23 protein-coding genes are annotated in these 22825 nt (G+C 64.9%); 8 read left to right on the plus strand and 15 right to left on the minus strand.

Annotation, left to right across the window (positions count from 1 at the left end; all coding sequences use genetic code 11):
- Positions 1–72 precede the first annotated feature (72 nt).
- From panD to RF638_RS00155, 6 genes are all read left to right on the plus strand, one after another.
- Positions 73–525 carry an aspartate 1-decarboxylase gene (gene panD, locus RF638_RS00130; protein WP_368841172.1) on the plus strand — a complete coding sequence of 151 codons (453 nt, stop codon included), beginning with the start codon at positions 73–75 and terminating at the stop codon, positions 523–525.
- Positions 526–601: 76 nt separating this feature from the next.
- On the plus strand, positions 602–1522 hold the full coding sequence (locus RF638_RS00135) for an AEC family transporter (RefSeq protein WP_368841173.1): 921 nt from the start codon (positions 602–604) through the stop codon (positions 1520–1522).
- A 127-nt stretch (positions 1523–1649) separates the two neighbouring features.
- A complete protein-coding gene (locus tag RF638_RS00140; RefSeq protein WP_368841174.1) occupies positions 1650–2966 on the plus strand; it encodes an extracellular solute-binding protein in 1317 nt (438 codons plus the stop codon).
- The gene (locus RF638_RS00145; protein ID WP_368841175.1) at positions 2963–3928 is read left to right on the plus strand and encodes a carbohydrate ABC transporter permease; all 966 of its coding nucleotides are present in this window, start codon (positions 2963–2965) and stop codon (positions 3926–3928) included. The genes RF638_RS00140 and RF638_RS00145 overlap by 4 nt, the downstream gene beginning before the upstream one ends.
- 6 nt (positions 3929–3934) lie before the next feature.
- Positions 3935–4771 carry a carbohydrate ABC transporter permease gene (locus RF638_RS00150; protein ID WP_345310267.1) on the plus strand — a complete coding sequence of 279 codons (837 nt, stop codon included), beginning with the start codon at positions 3935–3937 and terminating at the stop codon, positions 4769–4771.
- A gap of 53 nt (positions 4772–4824) precedes the next feature.
- Positions 4825–6180: an ABC transporter ATP-binding protein gene (locus tag RF638_RS00155; protein ID WP_259915036.1), complete on the plus strand. Its 1356-nt coding sequence runs from the start codon at positions 4825–4827 to the stop codon at positions 6178–6180.
- Between the two features lie 84 nt (positions 6181–6264).
- On the opposite strand, the gene RF638_RS00160 is transcribed toward RF638_RS00155, so the two are convergent.
- Positions 6265–6918 (minus strand): hypothetical protein, encoded by a 654-nt coding sequence (locus RF638_RS00160; protein WP_259915034.1) that lies wholly within the window; start codon positions 6916–6918, stop codon positions 6265–6267.
- Between the two features lie 139 nt (positions 6919–7057).
- On the opposite strand from RF638_RS00160, the gene RF638_RS00165 reads away from it, so the two are divergent.
- Entirely contained in the window at positions 7058–8041 is a 984-nt protein-coding gene (locus tag RF638_RS00165; RefSeq protein ID WP_259915031.1) for a hypothetical protein, read from the plus strand.
- 119 nt (positions 8042–8160) lie between these two features.
- Here RF638_RS00165 and RF638_RS00170 read toward each other — a convergent pair whose 3' ends face one another.
- The 13 genes from RF638_RS00170 to RF638_RS00230 all read right to left on the minus strand — a co-directional run bounded on the left by RF638_RS00170 (position 8161) and on the right by RF638_RS00230 (position 21101).
- Positions 8161–10092 carry an NHL domain-containing thioredoxin family protein gene (locus RF638_RS00170; protein ID WP_368841176.1) on the minus strand — a complete coding sequence of 644 codons (1932 nt, stop codon included), beginning with the start codon at positions 10090–10092 and terminating at the stop codon, positions 8161–8163.
- Between the two features lie 207 nt (positions 10093–10299).
- Positions 10300–12444, minus strand: coding sequence for a cytochrome c oxidase assembly protein (locus RF638_RS00175; RefSeq protein WP_368841177.1), 2145 nt, complete (start codon positions 12442–12444; stop codon positions 10300–10302).
- Between the two features lie 81 nt (positions 12445–12525).
- Complete coding sequence (locus RF638_RS00180) at positions 12526–13803, minus strand: Dyp-type peroxidase (RefSeq protein WP_368841178.1); 1278 nt, start codon at positions 13801–13803, stop codon at positions 12526–12528.
- Entirely contained in the window at positions 13793–14449 is a 657-nt protein-coding gene (locus tag RF638_RS00185) for a copper chaperone PCu(A)C (protein WP_368841179.1), read from the minus strand. Before RF638_RS00185 ends, RF638_RS00180 begins: the two co-directional genes overlap by 11 nt.
- Positions 14450–14567: 118 nt before the next feature.
- The gene (locus RF638_RS00190; protein ID WP_368841180.1) at positions 14568–15242 is read right to left on the minus strand and encodes a copper resistance protein CopC; all 675 of its coding nucleotides are present in this window, start codon (positions 15240–15242) and stop codon (positions 14568–14570) included.
- A 120-nt stretch (positions 15243–15362) separates the two neighbouring features.
- Positions 15363–15980, minus strand: a complete 618-nt coding sequence (locus RF638_RS00195) for a hypothetical protein (RefSeq protein WP_368841181.1) — start codon at positions 15978–15980, stop codon at positions 15363–15365.
- A 156-nt stretch (positions 15981–16136) separates the two neighbouring features.
- Positions 16137–16421 (minus strand): HU family DNA-binding protein, encoded by a 285-nt coding sequence (locus RF638_RS00200; protein ID WP_095796356.1) that lies wholly within the window; start codon positions 16419–16421, stop codon positions 16137–16139.
- Between the two features lie 78 nt (positions 16422–16499).
- Positions 16500–16805 (minus strand): 30S ribosomal protein S14, encoded by a 306-nt coding sequence (gene rpsN / locus RF638_RS00205; protein ID WP_016997592.1) that lies wholly within the window; start codon positions 16803–16805, stop codon positions 16500–16502.
- 4 nt (positions 16806–16809) lie between these two features.
- Positions 16810–16977 (minus strand): 50S ribosomal protein L33, encoded by a 168-nt coding sequence (gene rpmG / locus RF638_RS00210; RefSeq protein WP_016997591.1) that lies wholly within the window; start codon positions 16975–16977, stop codon positions 16810–16812.
- Between the two features lies 1 nt (position 16978).
- Complete coding sequence (gene rpmB / locus RF638_RS00215; protein WP_016997590.1) at positions 16979–17215, minus strand: 50S ribosomal protein L28; 237 nt, start codon at positions 17213–17215, stop codon at positions 16979–16981.
- Positions 17216–17315: 100 nt separating this feature from the next.
- The gene (locus tag RF638_RS00220) at positions 17316–17444 is read right to left on the minus strand and encodes a hypothetical protein (RefSeq protein WP_256382218.1); all 129 of its coding nucleotides are present in this window, start codon (positions 17442–17444) and stop codon (positions 17316–17318) included.
- Positions 17445–17707: 263 nt separating this feature from the next.
- Positions 17708–19936: a 4-alpha-glucanotransferase gene (gene malQ / locus RF638_RS00225; protein ID WP_368841182.1), complete on the minus strand. Its 2229-nt coding sequence runs from the start codon at positions 19934–19936 to the stop codon at positions 17708–17710.
- Between the two features lie 76 nt (positions 19937–20012).
- Complete coding sequence (locus tag RF638_RS00230; RefSeq protein WP_315279321.1) at positions 20013–21101, minus strand: LLM class flavin-dependent oxidoreductase; 1089 nt, start codon at positions 21099–21101, stop codon at positions 20013–20015.
- Between the two features lie 14 nt (positions 21102–21115).
- Here RF638_RS00230 and RF638_RS00235 point away from each other — a divergent pair, with 14 nt between their 5' ends.
- The gene (locus RF638_RS00235; RefSeq protein WP_259914995.1) at positions 21116–21820 is read left to right on the plus strand and encodes an HAD family phosphatase; all 705 of its coding nucleotides are present in this window, start codon (positions 21116–21118) and stop codon (positions 21818–21820) included.
- A 128-nt stretch (positions 21821–21948) separates the two neighbouring features.
- Here the strand turns inward: RF638_RS00235 and RF638_RS00240 are convergent, their stop codons facing one another.
- Positions 21949–22794: a CoA ester lyase gene (locus RF638_RS00240; RefSeq protein WP_095796352.1), complete on the minus strand. Its 846-nt coding sequence runs from the start codon at positions 22792–22794 to the stop codon at positions 21949–21951.
- Between the last annotated feature and the right edge of the window lie 31 nt (positions 22795–22825).

Here is a 22825-nt window from a genome sequence, read left to right on the forward strand (position 1 = left end):
GCGCCACCACCCCGGGAAACCTTTCGAGGACCCGGGGTTCGTGTTACTTATTGCACGCGTCGAGGAGCACCCATGCTGCGCACCATGTTTACCGGCAAGATCCACCGAGCAACCGTGACCCAGGCCGACCTGCACTACGTGGGATCCGTGACCGTCGACCAGGACCTCCTGGATGCGGCCAATATCCTTCCGGGCGAGCAGGTCTCCATCGTGGACATCGACAACGGCGCCCGTCTTGAGACGTACACGATCGCCGGCGAGCGCGGCAGCGGTGTGGTCGGAATCAACGGCGCCGCAGCCCACCTGGTGCACCCGGGCGACCTGGTGATCCTGATTTCCTACGGGCTCATGGACACCGCGGAAGCCCAGAATTACAACCCCCACGTGGTGCACGTGGACGAGAACAACAAGATCGTGGCGCTGGGTTCGGACCCCGCGGATGCCGTCACCGGTGACATGGTGCGCCCGCCAAAGGCGCGCGATCACACCGAAGCCCAGGAAGACGCCGCTGTAGCGGCACTGTAGCCACGGCGGTGGCTCCCGGACCTTCTCTCCCGCAAGGAGAACAGCACCCGAACTTCGTTGCAGAGGGGACTCGCCCGTGAGCGGCGTGTTTTCCGGATTCTTCATCATCTGGGCCGTGATCGGGGTGGGATTCCTGGTGGGCCGCTCGGGCTTCCTGGGTCCGCACGGGCAAGTGGTGCTGTCCAAGCTCTCGTTCTACGTGGCCTCACCGCCGCTGCTGTTCCTCACCATTTCGCAGGCGGACATCGCCCAGATGTTTTCCGCTCCCCTCTTGATCGCAGCCGTCTCCGCATGGGTCACCATGCTGTTGTATGCGGCCGTTGCCCGCTTCGCCCTCAAGCGCGACGCCGCCACCGTGGTGATGGGGTCACAGGCCGCCGCGCAGGTCAACGCCGCAAATCTGGGTATCCCCATTGCGATGTTCGTGTTGGGGGACGCGTCTCAGGTGGCCCCCGTGATGCTGTTCCAGCTGGCCATCAACTCACCCCTCTATCTCACGGCCATGGACACCCTCACCGACGGCGCCAGACCCACCCCGGGCTCGATTCTTAAGAACACGTTCACCAATCCACTGATCGTGGGGTCCCTGCTGGGCATCCTGTTCGGAGCCACCGGATGGCACCTGCCCGATCTGGTGCTGCAGCCCATTGAACTGGTCGCCGGCGCAAGCATCCCCGCCATGCTGCTGGCCTTCGGCATGTCCCTGGTGGGCTCACGACCCCTGTCGGACAAGCGCGAACGCATGGACACTCTGCTTGCCTCCGCGGCAAAGTTGTTCGTCCACCCCGCGCTCGCCCTGCTCTTGGGGCACCTCCTGGGGCTCGAGGGTCATGCCCTGTACGCCACGGTGATCATGGCATCCCTGCCCACTGCTCAAAATCTCTACGTGACGGCGGTACGGTATAAACGCGCAACCACTGTGAGCCGTGACACGGTCCTGGTCACCACGGTGTTCTCGATGGTCACCATGGCAATCATTGCCGTAGTGCTTTCGTGACCGCGTCGGTCGACAGGTGTGAGATGCCTCACCCATAGACTGAGTAAATGCTGAGCAGCCTGATGACCCTTCCGGGTCCATGGGCTCACTGCCCAGTGGATGACCTTGTCACAGGGGAGGAATCATAGTGAAAGCCACTCACACACCACGCAGGGCGCGGAGGGGACGCCGGATCCGCAGTGCGGTTGCGCTCGCGGGCGCGTCGGCAATGTTGCTGACGGCGTGCGGTTCGCAAGAATCGGGCCCGCCCACGCTCACGTGGTACATCAACCCGGACGACGGCGGGCAGGCCACCATTGCGGAACAATGCTCCGCGGCCTCTGACGGGAAGTACAAGATCGAAACGTCCCTGCTGCCCCGCGATGCGTCCTCGCAGCGAGAGCAGTTGGCCCGGCGATTGGCCGCCGGCGACACGTCCATGGACATCATGAGCCTGGACCCGCCGTTCGTTCCCGAGCTCGCCGAGCCCGGGTTCCTGGCCAAGCCGCCGGCGGACGTGGTCGAAAGGACCACCTCGGACACCCTGGACGGCCCACTCGAGGGCGCCAAGTGGGACGGTGAGATCGTGGCCGTACCGTTCTGGGCCAACACCCAGTTGCTCTGGTACCGCAAGTCGGTCGCACAAGCCGCCGGTCTGGACATGTCCAAGCCGGTCACGTGGGATCAAATCATTGACGCCGCACGCAGCCAGGACAAGTATTTGGGCGTTCAAGGCACCCAGGCCGAGTCCATGACCGTGTGGGTCAACGGACTGGTCGCCTCGGCCGGCGGCCAGATCATCACCTCCGGCGAAGAGGGCCAGGACGCAGAAATCACCTTGAACAGCGAGGCCGGTGAGAAGGCTGCCGAGATCGTGGGCACCATTGGCGAGGAGGGCCTGGGCGGACCGGGTCTACCCACCCAGGACGAAAACTCATCCATGATCCAGTTCCAGGGGGACATGGGCTCGTTCATGGTGAACTGGCCCTTCGTCTGGGCGGCGTCCAACGCCGCCGTGGAAGAAGGTTCACTGGACAAGTCCCTGGTGGACGATATCGGCTGGGCCCAATGGCCCCGCGTCAATGCCGACACCCCGTCCGCCCCTCCGCTGGGTGGTATCAACATTGGTGTGGGTGCCACTTCCGAAAACCAGGATCTCGCCTGGGAGGCTGTGGAGTGCATCGTCACCCCGGAACACCAGTCGCAGTACTTCGCGACCAACGGCAACCCGCCGTCCTCCGCCAAGGCCTTTGACGACGCCGCGGTGCGTGAGGCGTACCCGCAGGCTTCGGTCATTCGGGAATCCCTGGACAACGCGGCACCGCGCCCGCAGACTCCGTACTACAACGAGATTTCCACCGCCATTCAGCAGGAGTGGACGCCACCGCAGAGCGTGAACGAGAACACGCCTAAAGAGACCACTGCCTTTATTGAGCAAGTCCTGAAGGGAGATGCGCTGCTGTGAGTACCACCGTCGATTCTTCGACCCGAGCACCTGGGACCCAAGCGCCCAAGGCCAAACGGCAGATTTCGGACCGCGTCCGGGCGGAGCGAAAGCTCGGTTGGCTGCTGGCCGGCCCCGCGTTCATCATCATGTTGCTGGTGACCCTGTACCCCATTGTGCAGGCCCTGTACGACTCCCTGTTCTCCTTCCGCCTCACCGCACCCGGGGACAAGGAATTCGTGTTCCTGGGCAACTACGCCACGGTTTTCTCCGACTCCCTGTTCTGGCAAAACCTGGGTGTCACCCTGTTGATCACAGTGGTCACCGTCCTCGTGGAACTCGTGCTGGGTCTGGCCCTCGCACTGGTCATGCACAGTGCGATCAAGGCCACCCGCGGCCTCCTGCGCACCGCGATCCTGGTGCCCTATGGAATCATCACCGTGGTCTCCGCGTTCGCGTGGTTCTACGCGTTCGACATCACCACCGGTTACGTCAACAACTGGTTCGACTGGGTTCCCGGTATCGGACCGGACTTCAACTGGTTTGCTTCTCAGGGTCCCGCGTTGACCATCATCATGGCGTCCGAGATCTGGAAGACCACCCCGTTCATCTCGCTGTTGCTGCTCTCCGGGTTGGCACAGGTTCCGGGGGAACTCTCCGAAGCGGCCCGTGTGGACGGTGCCTCCGCGTGGCAGCGCCTGACCAAGGTGATCCTGCCGAACATGAAGGCCGCCATCATGGTGGCCGTGGTGTTCCGCGCGCTGGACGCGTTCCGTATTTTCGACAACATCTTCATCATGACCCAGGGCCAGTACGGCACGGAGGCGCTCTCGCTGCTCGCGTATCGAACCTCCATCGGACGCCTGGAAATCGGCCTCGGCTCGGCGATCTCCGTGATCTTGTTCCTGTGCGTGATGCTCATAGCTCTCACCGCGATCAAGGTCTTCAAGGTGGATCTTGCCGGCAGTGGGAAGGGGAGGTAACCCGCCATGTTGAGCACTAAACAAAAGGTCGGATGGGCCATTGTCACCGTATTGGTGCTGATCTACGCACTGTTCCCGGTGCTGTCGATCCTGATGACCTCGTTCAAGACCCCTGCCGATCTGAGCTCCGGCAAGTTCTTGCCCGCCCAGTTCGTCACCGACAACTACGAGCAGATCTTCGTGGGCGACGCCAAGGATCTGTTCCTTCCCGCGCTGCGGAACTCGATCGGTATCTCACTGATCGCCACGTTCATCGCCGTGGTGCTGGCCACCCTGTGCGCCTACGCAATCGCCCGCCTGGACTTCCCGGGTAAGCGGATCGTGCTGACCACCGCGCTGATGGTGTCCATGTTCCCGGTGATCTCCATTGTCACCCCGCTGTTCAACCTGTGGCGTCAGGTGGGCCTGTACGACACCTGGCTCGGTCTGATCATTCCTTACCTGTCCCTGACCCTTCCCATCTCCATTTGGACGCTGGCGGCCTTTTTCCAGCAGATCCCGTGGGACTTGGAGCGGGCGGCCCAGGTCGACGGCGCTTCCACATGGCAGGCGTTCCGCAAGGTGATCGTTCCGCTGACCGCCCCGGGTGTGTTCACCACCGCGATCATTGCGTTCTTCATTGCGTGGAACGACTTCGTCTACGGAATCGGTCTGACCTCCACGTCGGCGGCGCGCCCCGTGCCGGCGGCGCTGGCCTTCTTCACGGGCGCGTCGCAGTTCGAGGATCCCGCCGGTGCCATTTCCGCCGCCGCGATCATCGTGACCATCCCCGTGGTGCTGTTGGTCCTGGCCTTCCAGCGCCAAATCGTTTCCGGCCTGACCCAGGGCGCGGTCAAGGGTTGATCCCACCGGTGCCTCAACACTTCAAGCTCAAGCACAGTAAGGACTGAGTAGACATGGCAGCTATTACCATGCAGAACCTCGTCAAGAAGTACGACGACGGTTTTCCGGCGGTCAACGACGTCTCCATCGACGTGGCCGACGGCGAATTTTTGATCCTCGTGGGCCCCTCGGGTTGTGGTAAGTCCACCCTCCTGCGCATGGTCGTGGGACTCGAGGACATCACCAGCGGCGAGTTGCTCATTGACGGCGAGCGCGTCAACGACAAGGCTCCCCGCGACCGCAACCTGTCCATGGTGTTCCAGAACTACGCCCTGTATCCGCACCTGACCGTCTACGAGAACATTGCGTTCCCGTTGCGGTTGTCCAAGGGTCAGTTCTCCAACGACGAGATCGACCGTAAGGTCCGTGCGGCGTCGGACACCCTGGACCTGGACGAGCACCTGGAGCGCAAGCCGGCCAACCTGTCCGGCGGTCAGCGGCAGCGTGTGGCCATGGGCCGCGCGATCGTGCGTGACGCGGATGCGTTCCTCTTCGACGAGCCGCTGTCCAACCTGGACGCCAAGCTCCGTGGTCAGATGCGCACGGAGATCGCCCAGTTGCAGCGCCGGATGGGCATCACCTCCATTTACGTGACCCACGACCAGACCGAGGCCATGACCCTCGGTGACCGCGTGGCCGTGCTCAAGAAGGGCGTGCTGCAGCAGATCGCGTCCCCGCGTGAGCTGTACGAACAGCCGGTCAACCTGTTCGTGGCGGGCTTCATCGGAGCACCGTCCATGAACTTCCTGCCGGCGCGCATCGAGGGCAACGTGTTCAAGACGCCCATCGGTGACATCGACGTCCCGGAGCGCGTGCAGCAGAAAGTGTCGGGCAAGAACGACATTGTGCTGTTGGGCCTGCGCCCCGAGCACTTCGAGGACTCCAAGTTCGTGGACGAGGCCAAGGTGCCCCACGGCACCACGTTCGAGGCCGAGTTCACCCACACCGAGTGGCTGGGTAACCAGCAGTACGGCTACAGACAGTTCGAGCAGGACCAGGCCGTCAAGCACAAGCTCGACGAGCTGGCCAAGGACTTGGACGCGGACGAGATGCCTTCGCAGGTGGTCGTGTCCCTGGACGCTTCATCCCGCATCCGCGGTGGCACAGCGGCCAATATTTGGTTGGATGCCCGCCGCATGCACGTGTTCGATCCCGAGACCGGTGAGAACCTCACCCGCGACGAGGAGGCCGGTGCGGAGTTGACCCGCGAGGCCACCGAAGAGCGCGAGGCGGAGATCGAGCGCGCTCGGCAGAAGGCCGACCGCGAGTCGGACAGTGGTGTTCGCAACGCCGCCAGCGACGGATCCGAGTTGGGTGGTCGACACCGCGCGGCCGGCGCGGCCGGGCAGGGCGGCAGCACCAGCGTCTGACGCCCGCCAAGCATTCATGACCGCCGACGCCGCGGTGAGACTCCTCCGGGACGTCTCACCGCGGCGTCGGCGTGTGTGCGGTTATTACTGGAACGTGGTCTGGACGAAGGTCAGCCAGACAACCAGCGCGATCACGAGCACCAGGGCCAGCGAGGACGCCGCGTAGCGCAGCCGCGGATAGCGCACGTGCCAGGAAACGAGCGCGGGCCAATGCGTGCTGACCTGCTCGGGGGTGGCCTGTTTGAAGTTCACGTGCTGCGCGCCGGACAGGTCCGCGAAACTCTTGAGCGAGGTTGTATCCCACACGATTCCGTCGAGCGCCATGGCACGCTTGCCGGTCTCGGTCACGAGCCACAAGTAGGGCCTGCCCCGGGGCTTACCCGATGTGGGGCGCGGAGGCAGAAGTTTGTCCACCGTGACCACCTGATGGACCCTGTCGCGGGGTACGGCGTGGAATCCGATCCAGCGCGACTTGAGGAAGTGCGTCCGGGTGATCACCGTCAGCGCGGGGCGCAGGTACCCGTAGGCAATGACCCCTCCGGCCAAGGCCAGCAGGATCAGCACCGCGATCACGGGCCCGCGCGGGCGGCGGTAGTACAGCGCCAGCAAAGCCACGGCCACTAGGAGAAATGGAGGCACCGCGGCCCAGATTCTGCGCCCGTACGAGGTGATGCGCGGGTGAAAGACATGCTGCGGAGCGGAATATTTCTCCGGAACCTGCCGAACTGTTTCTGCCATGGTGTGCTGAGATTCTCCCGCTGCCGTTGGTGTGGACCCGCACCAGCTTAACCGGCGCAGCACACTGGATCGGACGGTCGGATCGCCGGATCGCGCCATCTAGCGACTCGCACCTGCCGATGGGCTAACGTGATGATCCATGGAACAAACCGACCGCGTACTGAAGGCCGTAGGGGCATGGCTTTTTCTCATTGTGCTCTCGGTCGCGGCCGCGGCGGTCACGATCGCCCTGGTCAACAAGTACCAGTACGGCCCGGAAACGGACGTCAAGGCTTACTTCGACGCGCTCCAGGCCGGCGACGGCGCCGCGGCTCTCGGTGCGCTCAACGCCGAGGTCCCCGATTCGAACGCGGCCCTGCTGGACGGTGAGCCGTTGGAGGCCGCCGCGGAGAAATTAGACGACGTGGAGATCTCCACGGTGTCCTCGACCAGCGACCAAGCCGTGGTCCGCGCCGACTACACGTTGGACGGACAGGAACACAGTTCCGAGTTCACTCTCCACCCCGCGGACACCCAGTGGGGTTTCTTCACCGTGTGGGATTTCGACCGCACCACCCTGCCCACCATGCACGTGACCATGGCCGGTTCCACCTCGGTGGACATCAACGGCGAGTCCGTGGCACTGACCGATTCCGCACGTGACTTCGCGGTCTTCTACCCCGGGATCTACACCGGTTCCTACACGTCCCCCATGGTGACGGCCGAGCCCGAACAGACCCTGGTGACCGATCCAGATGCAGAGACCGATCTCACGCTGGACGCCAGCCCCTCGGATGAGCTGAAGTCGCAGGCCAGCGAGCAGATCAAGACCTATCTGGACACGTGCGCCGAACAGGACACCCTGTACCCGGCCGGTTGCCCGTTCTCGTACGAGTTCTCGGGACGTGTCCAGGACAGCGTGAAGTGGTCCATCATCGAGTATCCCACCACAGAGATCCGGTTGAGCGGGCCCAACGTGGACCGGTGGGGCCTCATGGACGCTCCCGGCACGGCCAAGATCGAATTCATCTCCGTCAACCTGCTCGATGGCAAGACCAGCCAGGTCTCCGAAGAGGTGCCCTTCACCTTCAAGGGCACGCTAGAGGTCACCGAGGAAGAAGCCACGGTCACTCCCAGGCACTGACCCACAAGCACTGAAACGTGCAGGCCACCCCGCGTCGACGCACAATTCACCGTGAGAAAGGCCGCCACCGTCCTCACGGACGGTAGCGGCCTTTCTCACGTCACCGATCAGCGGCGGGATCAGTCGAGCCCGCGCAGCTCCAGGGTCAGCTCGGACTCGGCGTCTTCGGAAACCGTGAACGGGATACCCCAGTCCTGCTGGTACAGGTGGCACGCGGCGTGCTCGGGGATCTCGCCGTCCGGGGAACCGTCGCACGCGGCTGCACGGGCGGTGATGTGCAGAACTCCCTCGGTCACGCCGTCGGCCAGGCGCAGCGTGCGGGTCAGACCCTGCGCGGTGCCGTCGCCCTCAACGAGTGCCTCGGCCGGGGAGGACGAAACCTTCAGCTGGGTGGGATCACCCCAGCGAGTATCCAATTTCTGGCCGGTGGGAGCGGAGAACCGGACCACCAGGTCCAGGGCACCCGGTGCGATCGGGGTGCGCTTGCGCTGCATCTGTGCCGCACCCTCGTCCACGGTCTGAGCATCCTTGGGCACCGGTACGCGCACCAAACGGTGAGCGTTGGCTTCGACAACCACCATGACGGGCTGCTCGTCCGCGTCGTCCAGGATCACGCCGGACGGCTCGGCCAGCCCGCGGGTCAGCGTGGAGACCTCGTTGGTCGAGGGGTCGTAGCGACGGATCGCACCGTTGTAGGTGTCCGCGATCGCCACCGAATTGTCGGGCAGCACGGCAACGCCCAGGCAGTGCTGCAGGCGAGCCTGATCGGCAGCGCCGTCGCGGAAGCCGAAGTCGAACAGGCCCTCACCGATGGGGCTGTCCACGGAGGACACCGCGCCGGACTCGTCGAAGCGCACGCGGCGCAGCGCCGAGGATTCGGAGTCCGCGACCCACACCGTGCCGGAGGAGTCCTCGGCCAAGCCCGACGGCTGGGCGAACCAGGACTCGGAAGCGGCCCCGTCGCGCAGGCCCTCGTCACCGGTACCCGCGAGCACGGAGACCTGACCGGTGCGCGGGTCGAAGGAGAACAGCTGGTGGGTGCCGGCCATCGCGATGACCAGGGTGTCCGTCGCGGTGGACCACAGCACGTCCCACGGCGAGGACAGCGCAACGTCCGTGGGAGCGGCGTCGGCGGGAATCTCGTTGGGGTCCACGCCGCGAGCGCGAGCGTCGTCCAGGAGGCGCTGCACGCCGTTACCGGCCAGGGTTCGCACCTTGCCCGTGGACAGCTCCACGCCGCGCAGGCGATGGTTGACGGTGTCCGCGACGATCAGGTCGTAACCCACGGTCGCGCGCACCGATTCGGGCAGCAGCGCAACGCCCTGGGGCTCGTTGAACCGGGCGGCGTCCGCGGGGCCGTCCGCCCAGCCCTTGGTTCCGGAACCGATGGCGCGGCGCACCGTGGTGAGGTCGTCGTCGAGCTGCACCAGACGATGGTGGCCGGTGTCCGTGACCAGGAAGGAGCCGTCCGGCAGTCGCACGGACTTACCCGGGAAGCGCAGGTCGCCCTCGGGTCGCGGGCGCGGCACGTAGGGGCCGTCGCCGCGGTGCAGAGTGCCCTTGGCGTCGTGCTCGGCCACGAGCTCCTCCACGAGCGATTCCAGGCCCTGCACGTGACCCTCACCGGACAGGTGCGCCACGATGTAACCCTCGGGGTCCAGCACCACCAGAGTGGGCCAGGCGCGAGCGGTGTACGCGTCCCAGGTCTTGAGCTCGGGGTCGTCGAGCACCGGGTGGGTGATCTCGTAGCGATCCACGGCGGCGGCGAGCGCCTCGGGATCGGCCTCGTGCTCGAACTTGGGCGAGTGCACGCCCACGGTCACCAGCACGTCCGAGTACTTCTCCTCGAGCGGGCGCAGCTCGTCCAGCACGTGCAGGCAGTTGATGCAGCAGAAGGACCAGAAGTCCAACACCACGATCTTGCCGCGCAGGGCCTCCAGATCCAGCTGCCGGTCGCCGGTGTTGAGCCAGGCGCGGCCGGTGAGCTCGGAAGCTCGTACGGGGGTAGTGCTCCGCTGTGTCTTCACAGTGTGATGAGTCCTTCCAAGCATGCAGAATCAGGTCTTCCAGGTCAACGTTAGCCGCCGCCCGCATCTTCCCGGCCACGCGCGTTGCGGTCTGTGACGCGCGTTCGGCGAGCGGGCCCGCGCCATGGACGACGACGCCGCTCACCCCCTCCCGCGGGCCGGCACCCTTGATGTCCGTGCCGGCCCGAGTTCGAACCGGCCCGAGGCGAGATCGGGACGCGTGCTGGGACGTCAGCGGCGGCTTCGTTCGTCCTGTTCGGCCAGGTTGGCCATCATTTCGTTGTAGGCCTTGAGCTCGGCGTCGTCGGTGCGGTCCGCTTGTCGGTCCACGCGACGGTTCTCCTTGCTGCCCTCGAGCGCCCACATGATGGCCACGATCACGGCCAGCAGGAATGTGGGGAACTCACCGATCCCCCACATGAGCATGCCGCCCAGCTCTTGATCCTCCAGCGCGCTGGGGCCCCAGGGGCGGCCCATGTTGCCGAACCAGCCGGCCTGCAGCACCGCGGTCATACTCATGATGGAGATACCGATGAACGCGTGGGCGGCCATCGTGGCCAGCAGGAGCACCAGGCGCATGGGATAGCTGGGCCGCTTGGGGATGGGGTCGATGCCGATGAGCACCAGGGCGAACATGTACCCGGTGAACAGGAAGTGCATCATCATGAACTCGTGGCCCACGTGGTAGCGCAGTGTGATGTGGAACAGATCCGTGAAGTAGAACAGCACGATCGAGAAGGCGAAGTTGGCCGCGGCAAAAATCGGGTGGGTCACGATCTTGCCCCACGTGGAGTGCACCAGGCGCAGGATCCATTCGCGTGGACCGCGAGTGCCGTCGCCGCGGGGTTCCAGCGCCTTGAGGATGACCGTGATGGGTGCACCGGAGACCAGGAACAGAGGCACGATCATGGTCAGGCTCATGTGCTCGACCATGTGGGCGGAGAACAGCACGCGGGCGTACACCGCCACGCCGCCGGACGTCGCGTACATGAGCAGCACCAGGCCGATCAGCCAGGACGCGGTTCGCAGCACAGACCATTTGTCCCCGCGGCGCCACACCTTAATCGCGGCCCAGAGGTACACGATGGCAAAGAAGACGACCACCGCAGCCCAGAACCAGTCGATGCGCCACGTGGTGAACCACGAGGCGAAGGTCGGTTCGGGCGGCAGTTCGTACCACGTGAGCAAGCGTGCCGGGGAAGCATCGGTGGGCATCTCCTCCGGTACGGGCGGAGCCGTGCGGCTCAACGCGGAGGCGATACCCATGAGCAGTCCCATGAGCACCAGCTCCACCACGATCACGCGCCACAGGGTGGCCGTGCGGGACCGGGAGCCGTCCTCCACACCCGGGATCAGCCACTGCCGGTGAGCGAAACCGACCAGGGCCAACAGCAGGGTGAGCACGAGTTTGGCCAGCACGATGCGCCCGTAGCCCGAGTTCAGCTGCTCCCACGTGCCGATGCGCACCTGGGCGTTGATGATGCCGGACAGCAGCACCAGGAAGTAGCAGCCCAGGGCCACCACGGAATAGCGGCGCAGCACCACGGACAACAGCGGGACGCGGTGCTTGGTCTCGCCGCGGTGGGCGATCACCGTGGATTCCTTGGCGAGCAGCGGGCTGGCCCATGCCAGGACGATCAGGCCGCCCACCCACAAGCACACACCCATGAGGTGCAGACCCAGCGAATTCACGGCACCCATGTGGTCCGCGCCGCCGGACGAGTGGCCGTTGAGCGCGAGCGCCACCAGCGCGATCATGCTCAGCGCCAGGGTGCAGAAAAGTCCCAGCAGGGCACGCACACCGAAGATCAGGGTGGTTACCACGGCGGCCACGATCACCACGGTCGCTTGGGCCTGACCCGTGGCGATCTCGGTGATGTAGTGGGTCAGCTGCTGGGTGTAGTTCTGTCCCGAGCCGAGCCCGGTACCCGAGACGTCCGAGTACGTGAAGATCAGCACCGCGATGGCGGAAACCGTCCACATGACCGCAGCCGCCTGCGCCAGCCGGAGCACCGAGGAATACACGGGGTGATCCGGTTCGACCGACTGGTCTCGGCTGTTGCGCGGCGGACGCTTCCGAGTGAGATCTGCGAAACGCGGGACCACGCCGATGGCCAGCAGCAGGGCGCCCATGACCACGGCCATGGAGATGTTGTGCACGGTTTCCAGCGCGGGCAGACCCCAACGAACCAGAGCTCCCGGGTCCGCGACCTCGCGGGGGTCCGATGCACCGCCGTACAGCAGCGCGGCGGTCATGCCGATCATGGCGGCCACGACCACCACGGCAATGATCCAGGGGTTGAGACTCACCCCCGCGATCTCGGACCGCTGGGGCTTGGTGCTTCCCGGGGTTTTCGCCCCAGTGGCAGTGCTCATTCGTGTGCTCCTTCGGCCCCGTACGTCGCGGCCATTCCCGTGTTGTTACCCGCTGACCCTGAGATGCAGTGCTTCATCCGATCAGAAGAGCCCGTCTCCCACGAATCCACCTTCCTCGCACCCGGGCGGAATCGCAAACACCGCCGAGCCGATGGGGACCGTCCAGGTGTTGAGCATGTCCATGTCGTCCAGTTTCTTCTGAATGGGAACGAACTGCTGGGTCAGATCGGATTGATAGGACGCGAAGATCAGTCCCGTGTCGGACACTCCCCCGCTGCTGTCCCCGGAACGGCTCATACCGGACGCATCGGCGACCGGCAGGTCGTAGTTGTACACCCTGCGGAAGATCTTCTCGTCCGGATTGTCGGTGCGCGAGCGCCGGATATGGCTGTAGGAGGCGATCACCGGGAACCCCAGAGGCCCCTTGGCCTCGAAGTCCGGCTCGTCGTGTTCCTGGGAACCGGTCAGGGGTGCGCCGTCGGCCAGTTTCCGCCCTACCGAGTCCTCGCGCGCGGGGGTGTCGGCCTCGTCCCAGGTGTCCAGGTTCATGTGGATGCGGCGCAGCACCAGTGACGTGCCGTTCTCGATCCACGGTTCAAAACCGTCCCGCCCGTAGACCACCTTCTCGTGATCTTCTTCGCCCGGATACGGATTGACCGTGCCGTCCACCTGGCCGAACAAATTACGCATGGTCTGGCCCGCGGGAGTTGCACCCACGGTGTTCCGGAAACCGTCCTGGATCCAGCGCACTTTCGCGAACGATCGGGAGTCCTTGAGCAGCACACGTTGGGCGTGCGCGAGGGTCAGCTTGTCGTCACAGCACAGCTGCAGCAACAGGTCTCCCTGGTTCCACCGATCCTGTAACTGATCGATATCGAAGGCCGGGAGCGGTTTGAGCCACTCGGGCGCGCGAGCGGCATCGATCAGCGCCATGGCCTTCGGACCGAAACCGAACGTGACAGTGAGCCGCGACGGATTCTCCGCGAGCCACGGTTCCTGATCCCACAGCGGGGCGCGGCCCTGGGTGAGTGCGGCGGCGTCGTCGCTGAGTACACGAAGCATGCGCCGCAGGGAATCTTTGCTCGCGCCCTGGTTGAGGTCCAGCGCGATGAACGCGCTGAAAGCCTGTGGCAACGTGGCCACGCCGGCTTGGCGAGCACCGTGGAACGGCTCGACCTGCAATCCGTGGCGAGCGGCGTCGGAATGATCGGCGGTGGGATCCTCCGCGGCCCCGAAAGCCTCGTTCAGGCCTACTGCCGAGGCCGCTCCGATGCCGGTGACGCCCGCACCGGCGACCGCTCCGATCAGGAGCGATCGCCGCTGCAGGCCCTCACGAGCAGGGGTCTCGTCAGTGCTCATGACATTCCGGAAGGGCCGAGGATTCCGGGCTGAGCATCTCGGAATGCTCTCCGTGTCCGCTGTGCTCCTCGCCCGGCGCGTAGTGCTCCTGCGCTCCGGTGTAGTCACGCACCGGGACGGTGATCTGCTGCGTCCGACCATTGTCGAAACCCAGTTCCACCGTGAGATCCGTCCCCGACTTCACGGCGCACTGCAGCTCCATGAGCATGATGTGGTCTCCGCCGGGTTCGAGCGTCTTGGTCTCCCCCGGAGCGATCTCGAAGCCGCCCTCGACCCGCTTCATTTCGGTGGAGCCGGCCTGGTCGTTCATCACGGTTTCATGCAGCTCGGCCACACCGGCAGTGTCCCCCGCGCCGATGGACTCGAGTGTCACGGACTGGTCGCCGGTGTTCTTGAGCGAGCCGAACACGGAGGTCATGTTGGAGTCGGCGGCCTTGGCCCAGCCGTCGGTCAGTTCTACGACCTGCTCGGTTCCGGCGTTGTCCTCCGCCGACGACGCCGCCGGGGCTTGGGTTTCCTCGCTCGCCTGGTTGCCGTCGACCGAGCAGCCGGTGAGTGCCGTAACGGCGAAGCCCGCAGCCAGCAGTGTGGTCACGCTACGGCGCAAGGGCCGGGGCAGGGAACGGGTAGAAGTCTCAATGGGCATGTTCATGATGGTGTCTTTCTCGAACCTGAGTTCCGCCGTGATCAGATCGGGCGCGGGCGAACCATGCCTCCACCGACATAGGACGCGAAACCCAGAAACCTACGGGGATACGGGGCGATCAGCGCTGTTTCCGACGGGCGGCCAGAACCAGCACCACGATGAGCAGCGCAAGGGCACCCACGCCACCGATGACAGGGATCAGCCAACCGGGGGTACCGGAATCACCGGCGGGCTCTGCGGCCTCGGTAGCGGTGTCGTCACGTTGTTCACCCGTGGCAGCCGAGGACGGCTCTTGGGTGGGGCCCTGACCGGCCTGCTCGCCGGCTCCCTGTCCCACGGTGTACTCGAAGGTTCCCTCGATGGGGTGGCCGTCTTCGGAAACCACACGCCACACCACGGTGTAGGTTTCATCCTCGGTGGACCCGGGGTTGGCGAGCGGCTGGATCACGCGCTGGCGTTCCACGGTGGACTCACGTTCCACCAGGGATTCACCGGCGGAGTCCGTGACTCGGATTTCACGCCCGATGTCCATGACGTTTCCGGAGAAGGTCAGCGTCAGCGATTCGGGGGAAGCGTCCAGGGAAGCCCCGGACTCGGGGTCGGAACCAATCATCTCGTCATGGGCGGCCGCGAGCTGTGCCGTGCTCACAAGCATGAACAGGGCCGTGAGCACCGCGAGCAGAACCACCGCGAGCGGACGGCGATCGGAAGTGGCGCGCGCAACCGCGCGAGGCGGCGTCGTCCGTGCTGAGGGCGCGGCGGGAACGGGGGTTGAGGCATCAAAAGTGTGCATGGAATTCTCCTGCGTCTCGGACGCATTGGTGCCGCGGGAGGCGGCAAGAAGCGGAATGTGAAGAGTGGCCGAGACGGCACTCCCGGTCCCGCCGCAGCGCCAATGATCGACGCTGAAGAACTAGGCGAAAGCCGGGGCCGTCCCGCGCGCGGGAGGCCCCCTGAAGCCGTGCACGACCGGCAGCAGCAATTGATCCGTGAGGGCACGGGGAGAAGTCCACGCGATTCGCCGCGGCACCGCGCGAATCACGGGCAGCACGGGAACGCTCACCAATGCGAGCACGCGCAACGACACGGCGTCGAGCAGCCGCACCGCGGCAACCTCACCGTGGCGTAACAGGGCATACGTGGCGGCCGCGGCAATCACATGTGCGGCGAGCATCCCCGCGCCGTGGTGCGCCAGATCCGGCGCCAGGGTCACCACGAGCTGCGGGGTGCCCTCGGCAACCGCGCCCGTGACGTGATGCGTGTGGTCAACGGCAGTCACGCCGTGCCCGGATTGTGCGAAGAGTCCGTGGAGAAGTCCTTGGCTTGCCACGACGGCCGCGGCAACGCTCACACGGGACAGCACGCGACCCGCGAGCAGCATGCACACGGGGGCGGCCAGCGCGGCGGACAGGAGAATCAGGATGACCGGAGGCCACGTGCCGTCAACGGCGGCGTGAGACGCGGCGCCCAGGCTCGTGGCGATCAGCGACGCGGCCCAGCCCCGGGCAAGACGGCGCGCACGCGAAGACACCGCACACCTCCGGGGATCTGATCAGCCAATAAATTCCCCTCCATTATGCGCGTAGACCCGAGAATCCACGAACTCGGAGACGAGCAAGGGACCGCCCACGAAAATCGTGGACGGTCCCTTGAACTAACACGAGCATGACGCCCGCGCAGGCTTACCTCACTTGGAGGAAACAGCAGCCTTCAGCTTGGAGCCGGCGGTCAGCTTGACGCCGTGGCCGGCCGGAATCTGAATGGTCTCACCGGTCTGCGGGTTGCGGCCCTGGCGAGCGGCACGGTCGGTGCGCTCAACGGACATCCAACCCGGGATGGTGATCTTCTCGCCGTTGGAAACGGAGCTCTCGAAGACCTGGAACATTGCATCCAGGACGCCGTTGACGGCGGCCTGAGTGGTGCCGGCTTTCTCGGCAACCTCGGCAACGAGTTCGCTGCGGTTCTTAGCCATGTGCTTGTCCTCCTGGACTTAATTGGCGTTCTCTATGGAAATAGGGAGCATACGCGCCCAGTGCTTCCGAGTGAGAAATTACCAGCTCGACTTGGAGATACCCGGCAATTCGCCGCGGTGAGCCATCTCGCGGAAGCGAACACGGGAGATTCCGAATCGCTGGAAAGTACCGCGGGGACGGCCATCGATCTGGTCACGGTTACGAACGCGGATGGGAGAGGCGTCGCGGGGGAGCTTCTGCAGACCCAGGCGAGCCTCTTCGCGAGCCTCCGGGGTTGCGTTCTCATCCACGAGAGTCTTCTTCAGCTCTGCGCGCTTAGCGGCGTAGCGCTCGACGATGACCTTGCGCTGCTCGTTCTTGGCGATCTTGGACTTCTTTGCCATGGATTTAGCGCTCCTCGCGGAAATCGACGTGCTTGCGAACCACCGGGTCGTACTTCTTCATGACCATGCGGTCAGGATTGTTACGGCGGTTCTTACGGGTTACGTAGGTGAAGCCGGTACCTGCGGTGGACTTCAGCTTAATGATGGGACGTACGTCCTTGTCCTTGGCCATCTCAGATCTTCTCCCCACGTGCAATGAGCTCGTTGACCACGGAGTCGATGCCGCGAGCATCGATCACCTTGATGCCCTTGGCGCTCAAGTTGAGCGTGACGTTGCGACGCAACGAGGGCACCCAGTAACGCTTCTTCTGGATGTTCGGGTTCCACCGGCGCTTGGTGCGGCGGTGCGAGTGCGAGATGCTGTGTCCAAAGCCCGGCTGAGCTCCGGTCACCTGGCAGTGCGCTGCCATAGTGTTCTCCTCCAATGTCTAATGTCGACGAAATGACGGCACGCATGGTCGCTGTCAATGTTTTGTGTTCACGCTGACAGCTGCGGCCAAGAGTGATCCGTCACCTCAAGAAAATGCCACCGTTCGTGCGCTGGGCGGTGGTGCTTAATTGCCCCGCGTCAGTACCGGTCAGGGCACTCGCCACGACGAAGACGGTGAAGATCAGGTGCCGGTAGATGGACTCCACCACACGACAACCTTAAATTCTAGGCTTCTACGGTCTCTCTCGCAAACTCAACGTTAAAAACGGTGCGATTGAGCGCAGGACTATCTTAGCGGTAGGTGCCCAGGGGGCAAACTCGAGTGCTTTTAACACGAGTGCGGGGTGTGCGCCGTCCATGACCCGGCGCACACCCCAGAACACGTGTGCGGTTCCCAACTCCTCACCCAGGAGATTAGGTAAGACTAATCTAACCTAATTTTTCCGACGGGGGAACCCCTGACTTTTGACCCTCATTTTCCGCGCGGTTCCGCGATATCCCGGTGTTCAAGCGGTTCCGGCACCGACACTCCGGGTTCGCGCGAGCTCGTGCCCAGGGTCTCGTTCACGGCCTTGACGAGCGACCGCACCCGATCCATCCGGTTCAGCTCCTCGAGCAGGACGTACATTCCGTTCCCGTCGGCCAGGGGAACCCGCCAATTGGGATATTCGTCACTCGTGCCGGGTTGGTTCTGAATCCGCTTCTCCCCCACCGCGTCCACCAGGGACACGTTGAACAGCATGGACGGCGCCCGCCCGAGGTAACGGCAGAGCGCTTCGATCTTGGCCTCTTCGCTGCTGTCGGCCCCCTCCGGGAGCAGACCGGCCGCCTCCACCGCCGTGAAGAAGGTATCCAGTTGCTGCTGGGCTTCCTTGCGTTCTTCCTCCGGGGAACGAGCGAGCAACCCCAGGTCCTCGCGCAGTTCGAGCTGCACACCCTCCAAGTAACCAGCCGTGGGCGGCAGATCGTGCGTGTTGACGGAGGCCATGCACAGTTCGCGGTACTCTGACGGGTCCAGGGGCTCGTCCTCGGCCATCTCGAACCACAGGATGGACGTGCCCAGCACACCCTTCTGTTCCAGGTACTGCCGTGCACTTGCCTCAACGGTGCCCAGGTCCTCGCCGATCACCACCACGTCGGCGAGTTCTGCCTCCAGGGCCAGCACACCCACCATGGCCTCGTGGTCGTAATAGACGTAAGCCCCCTCGGAGGCCTGATTACCGTCCGGAATCCACCACAGTCGGAACAGGCCGACCACGTGGTCGATCCTGATGCCGCCGGCATGTCGGAAGATATTGCGCAGCATGTCCCGCCACGGTTGGTAGCCGGCCTCGGCAAGCCGCTCAGGGTGCCACGGGGGCTGGCTCCAGTCCTGGCCGAGCTGGTTGTACATGTCCGCGGGCGCACCGACGCTCACGCCGCCGGCCATGGTGTCCTGCAGGGTCCACGCATCGGCACCGTTCTTGCTCACACCCACAGCGAGGTCGTGCACCACGCCGATGTCCATGCCCGCCCTGTGGGCCGCGCGCTGCGCCGCTTCGAGCTGTTCGTCCAGCAGCCATTGCAGCCACACGTAGAAATTGATCCGCTTCTCGAGGCGCGTGCGCGCTTCTCGTGCGTAGGGAGCCTCCGGTGACGCGGCGCCGTCGTCCCATTCCGGTGACTCCTCGCCGAGCTCCTCACGCAGGGCGCACCACAGCCCGAAGTCCTGCAGCGCTTGGCCGCCGCGCGCAACGAAAGATTCCAGTTGCTGCTGGCGATACGGCGAGCGCCGCACGGTGAAGAGCAGGTCGAGGCTCTTGAGCTTGGCCTCGTAGGCTGCGTCACGCCCGATGCTGCTCGGGTCCAGTACGGTCTTGCGCTGCACTGCGGCCAGGTGCTCGACCACCTCGCGGTCGTTGGGACGAAGATAGGCGAACTCGGCCACGTCCGTGATGCGCAGGTACAGCGGATTGAAGAAGCGTCGGCTGGACGGCAGATACGGCGAAGGTTCGATGGGGGGCACCGGCTCAGCGGCGTGCAGCGGGTTGATCAACACGTAGTCAGCGCCCTGGGTGCCGCTGATGGCCGCGAGGGACGCCAGGTCGGACAGGTCCCCCACGCCCCACGAGCGCGAGGACATCACGGAGTACAGCTGCGCCATGTACCCCCAGCGCCGCTGCCCGCGCAACTTGTCGGTCGTGTTCAACCGCTGCGGTGTCACGGCCACGTAGATCGTTTCGGCCTGCCCCTCCTTGACCTTCGGGCACACCGCTTCCAAGCGGTACCAGCCCAGTTCCAGGTCTTCGGGGAGTTCGTAACGACGCCGCTCACGTTCCGTCCCGTCCACCGTGCGGGTGTCCGACGACGCCGCTGCGTCCAGGTCGCGCGCGGCCTCCGGTCGGTCTTCGGGCCACAGTCGCACGTGGGTCTCGGCACCCGCGGGGACGGTGACGTCCACCGTGGTGTAGGTTCCGACCTCGGCGACCACCGAGGGAGGCAGCATGCGCCGCCAGGGCGCCTCGTCTCGGGCCCGGAGGCTCTCCCGCACCGCGGCCTCGGACGAAACGTCCGCACCCAGCGCGGTGAGAACCTTGCCCAAGGTGTCGTCCGGGACGGTTTTGGGCTGGCCGTCAAAGCCTTGGTATTCGGTGGCCACGCCGTAGCGGGAAGCCAATGTTTGCAGTGAGGTCTCGCCTGAGTGTGATCCGCTGTCCGCCATGGTTCCACTCTAATCAGCCGGGTGATGGTCCCCCGCGCACATGACCTGTGCGACTGTCCGTCGGCGGTTCAGAGCATCACGACTCGGACCATGCCTTTGCCGTGAGCTCGAAGCTGCGCGCCCGCACCTCCGGATCGAACGCGTAGCTGTTGAGCATCAGCTCGTCCGCCCGGGTGACCTCCACGATTTGATCGAGCTGCTCGACCACCTGGTGCGGGGCTCCCACGGCGGAGACCGCCAGGTGCTGCTCCACGAAGGCGGCTTCGGCCGGAGTCACATCCACTTCATCCACCGGGGGTTGCAGCGGGCCCCTGTTGTTGCGGGCCATCCCGCGCACCAGCAACTGGTGGGTCGTGAACTGCCTGCGGGCTTCGGCTTCGGTATCGGCCGCGAGCACATTGGCGGCAACCATGACATGGGGCTCTTCCAGAGTGGCCGTGGGGGCCGACGCGTCGAAGGACGTCCGGTACACCTCGAGGGCCTGCATGATCATGGCCGGGGCGAAGTGCGATGCGAACACGTAGGGAAGACCCAGGGATGCCGCCACCAGGGCCCCGTCGGTCGAGGAGCCCAGGATCCACAGCGGAACGTTGGTGTCACGGGCGACCGCCGCGCGAATGGGCTCGCCGTTCTGACCGCCGAAGTACCGCTCGAGCTGGTGAATGTCCTGCCGGAACGTGTCGTGGCCGCCCTGACCACGACGCAACGCCAGGGCAGTACGCATATCGGTTCCGGGCGCCCGCCCCAGTCCCAGGTCCACCCGCCCCGGGTACAAGTTCTCCAGGGTGCCGAAGCTCTCGGCCACGGTGAGCGGCACATGGTTGGGCAGCATGATGCCCCCGGAGCCCACACGAATAGTAGAGGTGGCGGCGAGGGCCTGCCCCATGAGCAGGGCCGTGGCCGAGGAGGCGAAAGACTCCGAATTATGGTGTTCCGCGTACCAGACCCGTGCATATCCGGCCGCTTCGAGCCGCTGGGCCAACGTTGTGGCATCGCGCACGCACTGGGCGACCGACCGATCTTGGATAATGGGGACCAGGTCCAGTGCGGACAGGTTCACGCGAGAATTCTGGGTTGCTACCACGGTGTGGTCCTTTCGCCGGCCGTCCACTGGATCTTGTTCTTCGATGCTATTACCCGTTCCGTACCCGACCACGCTCGTCATGTGAGGATTACCCCGTGAAGCCTTCTTTGCCCGCACCGCCAGCAGACTGGCACCCCTCCGCCGTGGTCTTCGATTGCGACGGCGTCCTGATGGATACCGAGACCGCATGGGCCGGTGTGCAGGAACGGGTCGCAGCGGACTACGGGGTGGATTTCAACCAGGCTGCGCTCAAGGAACTCATGGGCCTTTCCGCCGCGGATGTTGCCCAGTGGATCACCGACCGCGCCGGTGAGGTAGCCGAGGAGCAAGGCCGTGAGAAGCCGAGCTTGAGCGAGGTCTACGATCACCTGATCGAGGTCGAATCAGAGGTCGTCTCTTCCGTGCTGGAACCCCTGCCCGGCGCGCTTGAAACAGTGCGTGCCTTTGCCGAGCGGATGCCCGTCGCGGTGGCCAGTAACTCCACGGCGCAGGTCTTGGATCGCAAGGTGCACGCCCTGGGACTGGACGAAGTCATCACCACGTGGGTCAGTTCCGACGATGTCCCCCACGGGAAGCCCGCTCCTGACATCTACGAAGAGGCCGTTCGCCGACTGGGTGTGGATCCCGATCACGCCCTGGCCATTGAAGACTCCCCCGCCGGCACCACGGCGGCGTCCAAGGCGGGGTTGTACGTGCTGGGTGTTCCCAACGGCCACGACGAGCCGCTCGCATGCCATTTCGTTGCCGATTCCCTGGCGGACCCGCGCGTGCGCGAATTCATGACCGGCTGGGGCCTGTGACCCGCCGCCGAAACCCTCGCACCCCATAACGAAACCGCTGCGCCCCGCAACCCGCCGTGAGGCAGGAAACGGGGCGCAGCGGCGTCGTCCTGAAAAGCGCTAGCCGTTCCAAAGGCCGTAGGACGGTACTAGCTGTTCCAGAGACCGTAGGTCTCGGCCAATTCCGAGACCTTCTTGGCGCGAGCCAAGCGCGGGAGGTAGGAACCGTCCGCGCCGGCGTGACCGGAATTGGCCTTCTCGATCATTTCGCGAGCCCAGCGGATCTCCTGCTCGCTGGGCGCCAGCAGGTGGTTGATGGCGTCCGTCTGGTTCGGGTCCAGGGAGAGCTTGCCGGTCATGCCCATGGACTGGGTTACCTTGCATGCGGCCTCGAGCTCGTCACCGGTGGCGCCGTTACTAGGACCGTCAATGGGGCCGGGCAGCTCGCCCACGCGAGACGCGGTGACCAGGGTGGAACGCGCGAAGGCGAGCGCCATGGGATCGCCCGAGGCACCCGTGTCCTTACGGAAATCACCCACCCCGAAGGCCAGCCGGAACACACCAGGCGCACGAGCGATGTCGTAGGCGTTCATCAGGCCCACCGCGGACTCGATCAACGCCACCACCGGGGTGCCGGCGCGGCTCATCATGGCCGTCTTGGTGATGTGATCGGGGTGCTCGGTCTTGGCCAGCACGATCCCACGGAGGTTCTTGACCTCGCTCAGGGCAGCCAGGTCCTTCTCCCAGTGGGGGCTGGTGATGTCATTGACACGGACCCACGCGCTCGCACCGTCGTGCATGGCCTGGATCATATTGGCCCGGGCGGTGTCCTTGTCCTCTTCGGGCACGGCGTCTTCGATGTCGAAGATCACCGAGTCCGCTTCCGAGGCCAATGCCGGGGCGAACAAAGACGTGTCCGCCGCCGAGGTCAACAGCCATGAACGCGACAGCCGAGCGGGCAGATCTGCGGCGCGCTGATTACGATACGGAGTCACTACTCTCCTCTGATTCGAAAAAACTTTACTG

This window comes from Kocuria sp. CPCC 205235, assembly GCF_040980905.1.
Lineage (GTDB): Bacteria > Actinomycetota > Actinomycetes > Actinomycetales > Micrococcaceae > Kocuria > Kocuria carniphila.

What these genes read in the sequence shown, in the direction of transcription:
- panD (WP_368841172.1), top strand. Translation starts at nt 73, where the DNA reads ATGCTGCGCACCATGTTTACCGGCAAGATCCACCGAGCAACCGTGACC.
- RF638_RS00150 (WP_345310267.1), top strand. Translation starts at nt 3,935, where the DNA reads ATGTTGAGCACTAAACAAAAGGTCGGATGGGCCATTGTCACCGTATTG.
- RF638_RS00155 (WP_259915036.1), top strand. Translation starts at nt 4,825, where the DNA reads ATGGCAGCTATTACCATGCAGAACCTCGTCAAGAAGTACGACGACGGT.
- RF638_RS00160 (WP_259915034.1), bottom strand. Translation starts at nt 6,918, where the DNA reads ATGGCAGAAACAGTTCGGCAGGTTCCGGAGAAATATTCCGCTCCGCAG.
- RF638_RS00165 (WP_259915031.1), top strand. Translation starts at nt 7,058, where the DNA reads ATGGAACAAACCGACCGCGTACTGAAGGCCGTAGGGGCATGGCTTTTT.
- RF638_RS00170 (WP_368841176.1), bottom strand. Translation starts at nt 10,092, where the DNA reads ATGCTTGGAAGGACTCATCACACTGTGAAGACACAGCGGAGCACTACC.
- RF638_RS00175 (WP_368841177.1), bottom strand. Translation starts at nt 12,444, where the DNA reads ATGAGCACTGCCACTGGGGCGAAAACCCCGGGAAGCACCAAGCCCCAG.
- RF638_RS00180 (WP_368841178.1), bottom strand. Translation starts at nt 13,803, where the DNA reads ATGAGCACTGACGAGACCCCTGCTCGTGAGGGCCTGCAGCGGCGATCG.
- RF638_RS00185 (WP_368841179.1), bottom strand. Translation starts at nt 14,449, where the DNA reads ATGCCCATTGAGACTTCTACCCGTTCCCTGCCCCGGCCCTTGCGCCGT.
- RF638_RS00190 (WP_368841180.1), bottom strand. Translation starts at nt 15,242, where the DNA reads ATGCACACTTTTGATGCCTCAACCCCCGTTCCCGCCGCGCCCTCAGCA.
- RF638_RS00200 (WP_095796356.1), bottom strand. Translation starts at nt 16,421, where the DNA reads ATGGCTAAGAACCGCAGCGAACTCGTTGCCGAGGTTGCCGAGAAAGCC.
- rpsN (WP_016997592.1), bottom strand. Translation starts at nt 16,805, where the DNA reads ATGGCAAAGAAGTCCAAGATCGCCAAGAACGAGCAGCGCAAGGTCATC.
- rpmG (WP_016997591.1), bottom strand. Translation starts at nt 16,977, where the DNA reads ATGGCCAAGGACAAGGACGTACGTCCCATCATTAAGCTGAAGTCCACC.
- rpmB (WP_016997590.1), bottom strand. Translation starts at nt 17,215, where the DNA reads ATGGCAGCGCACTGCCAGGTGACCGGAGCTCAGCCGGGCTTTGGACAC.
- malQ (WP_368841182.1), bottom strand. Translation starts at nt 19,936, where the DNA reads ATGGCGGACAGCGGATCACACTCAGGCGAGACCTCACTGCAAACATTG.
- RF638_RS00230 (WP_315279321.1), bottom strand. Translation starts at nt 21,101, where the DNA reads ATGACGAGCGTGGTCGGGTACGGAACGGGTAATAGCATCGAAGAACAA.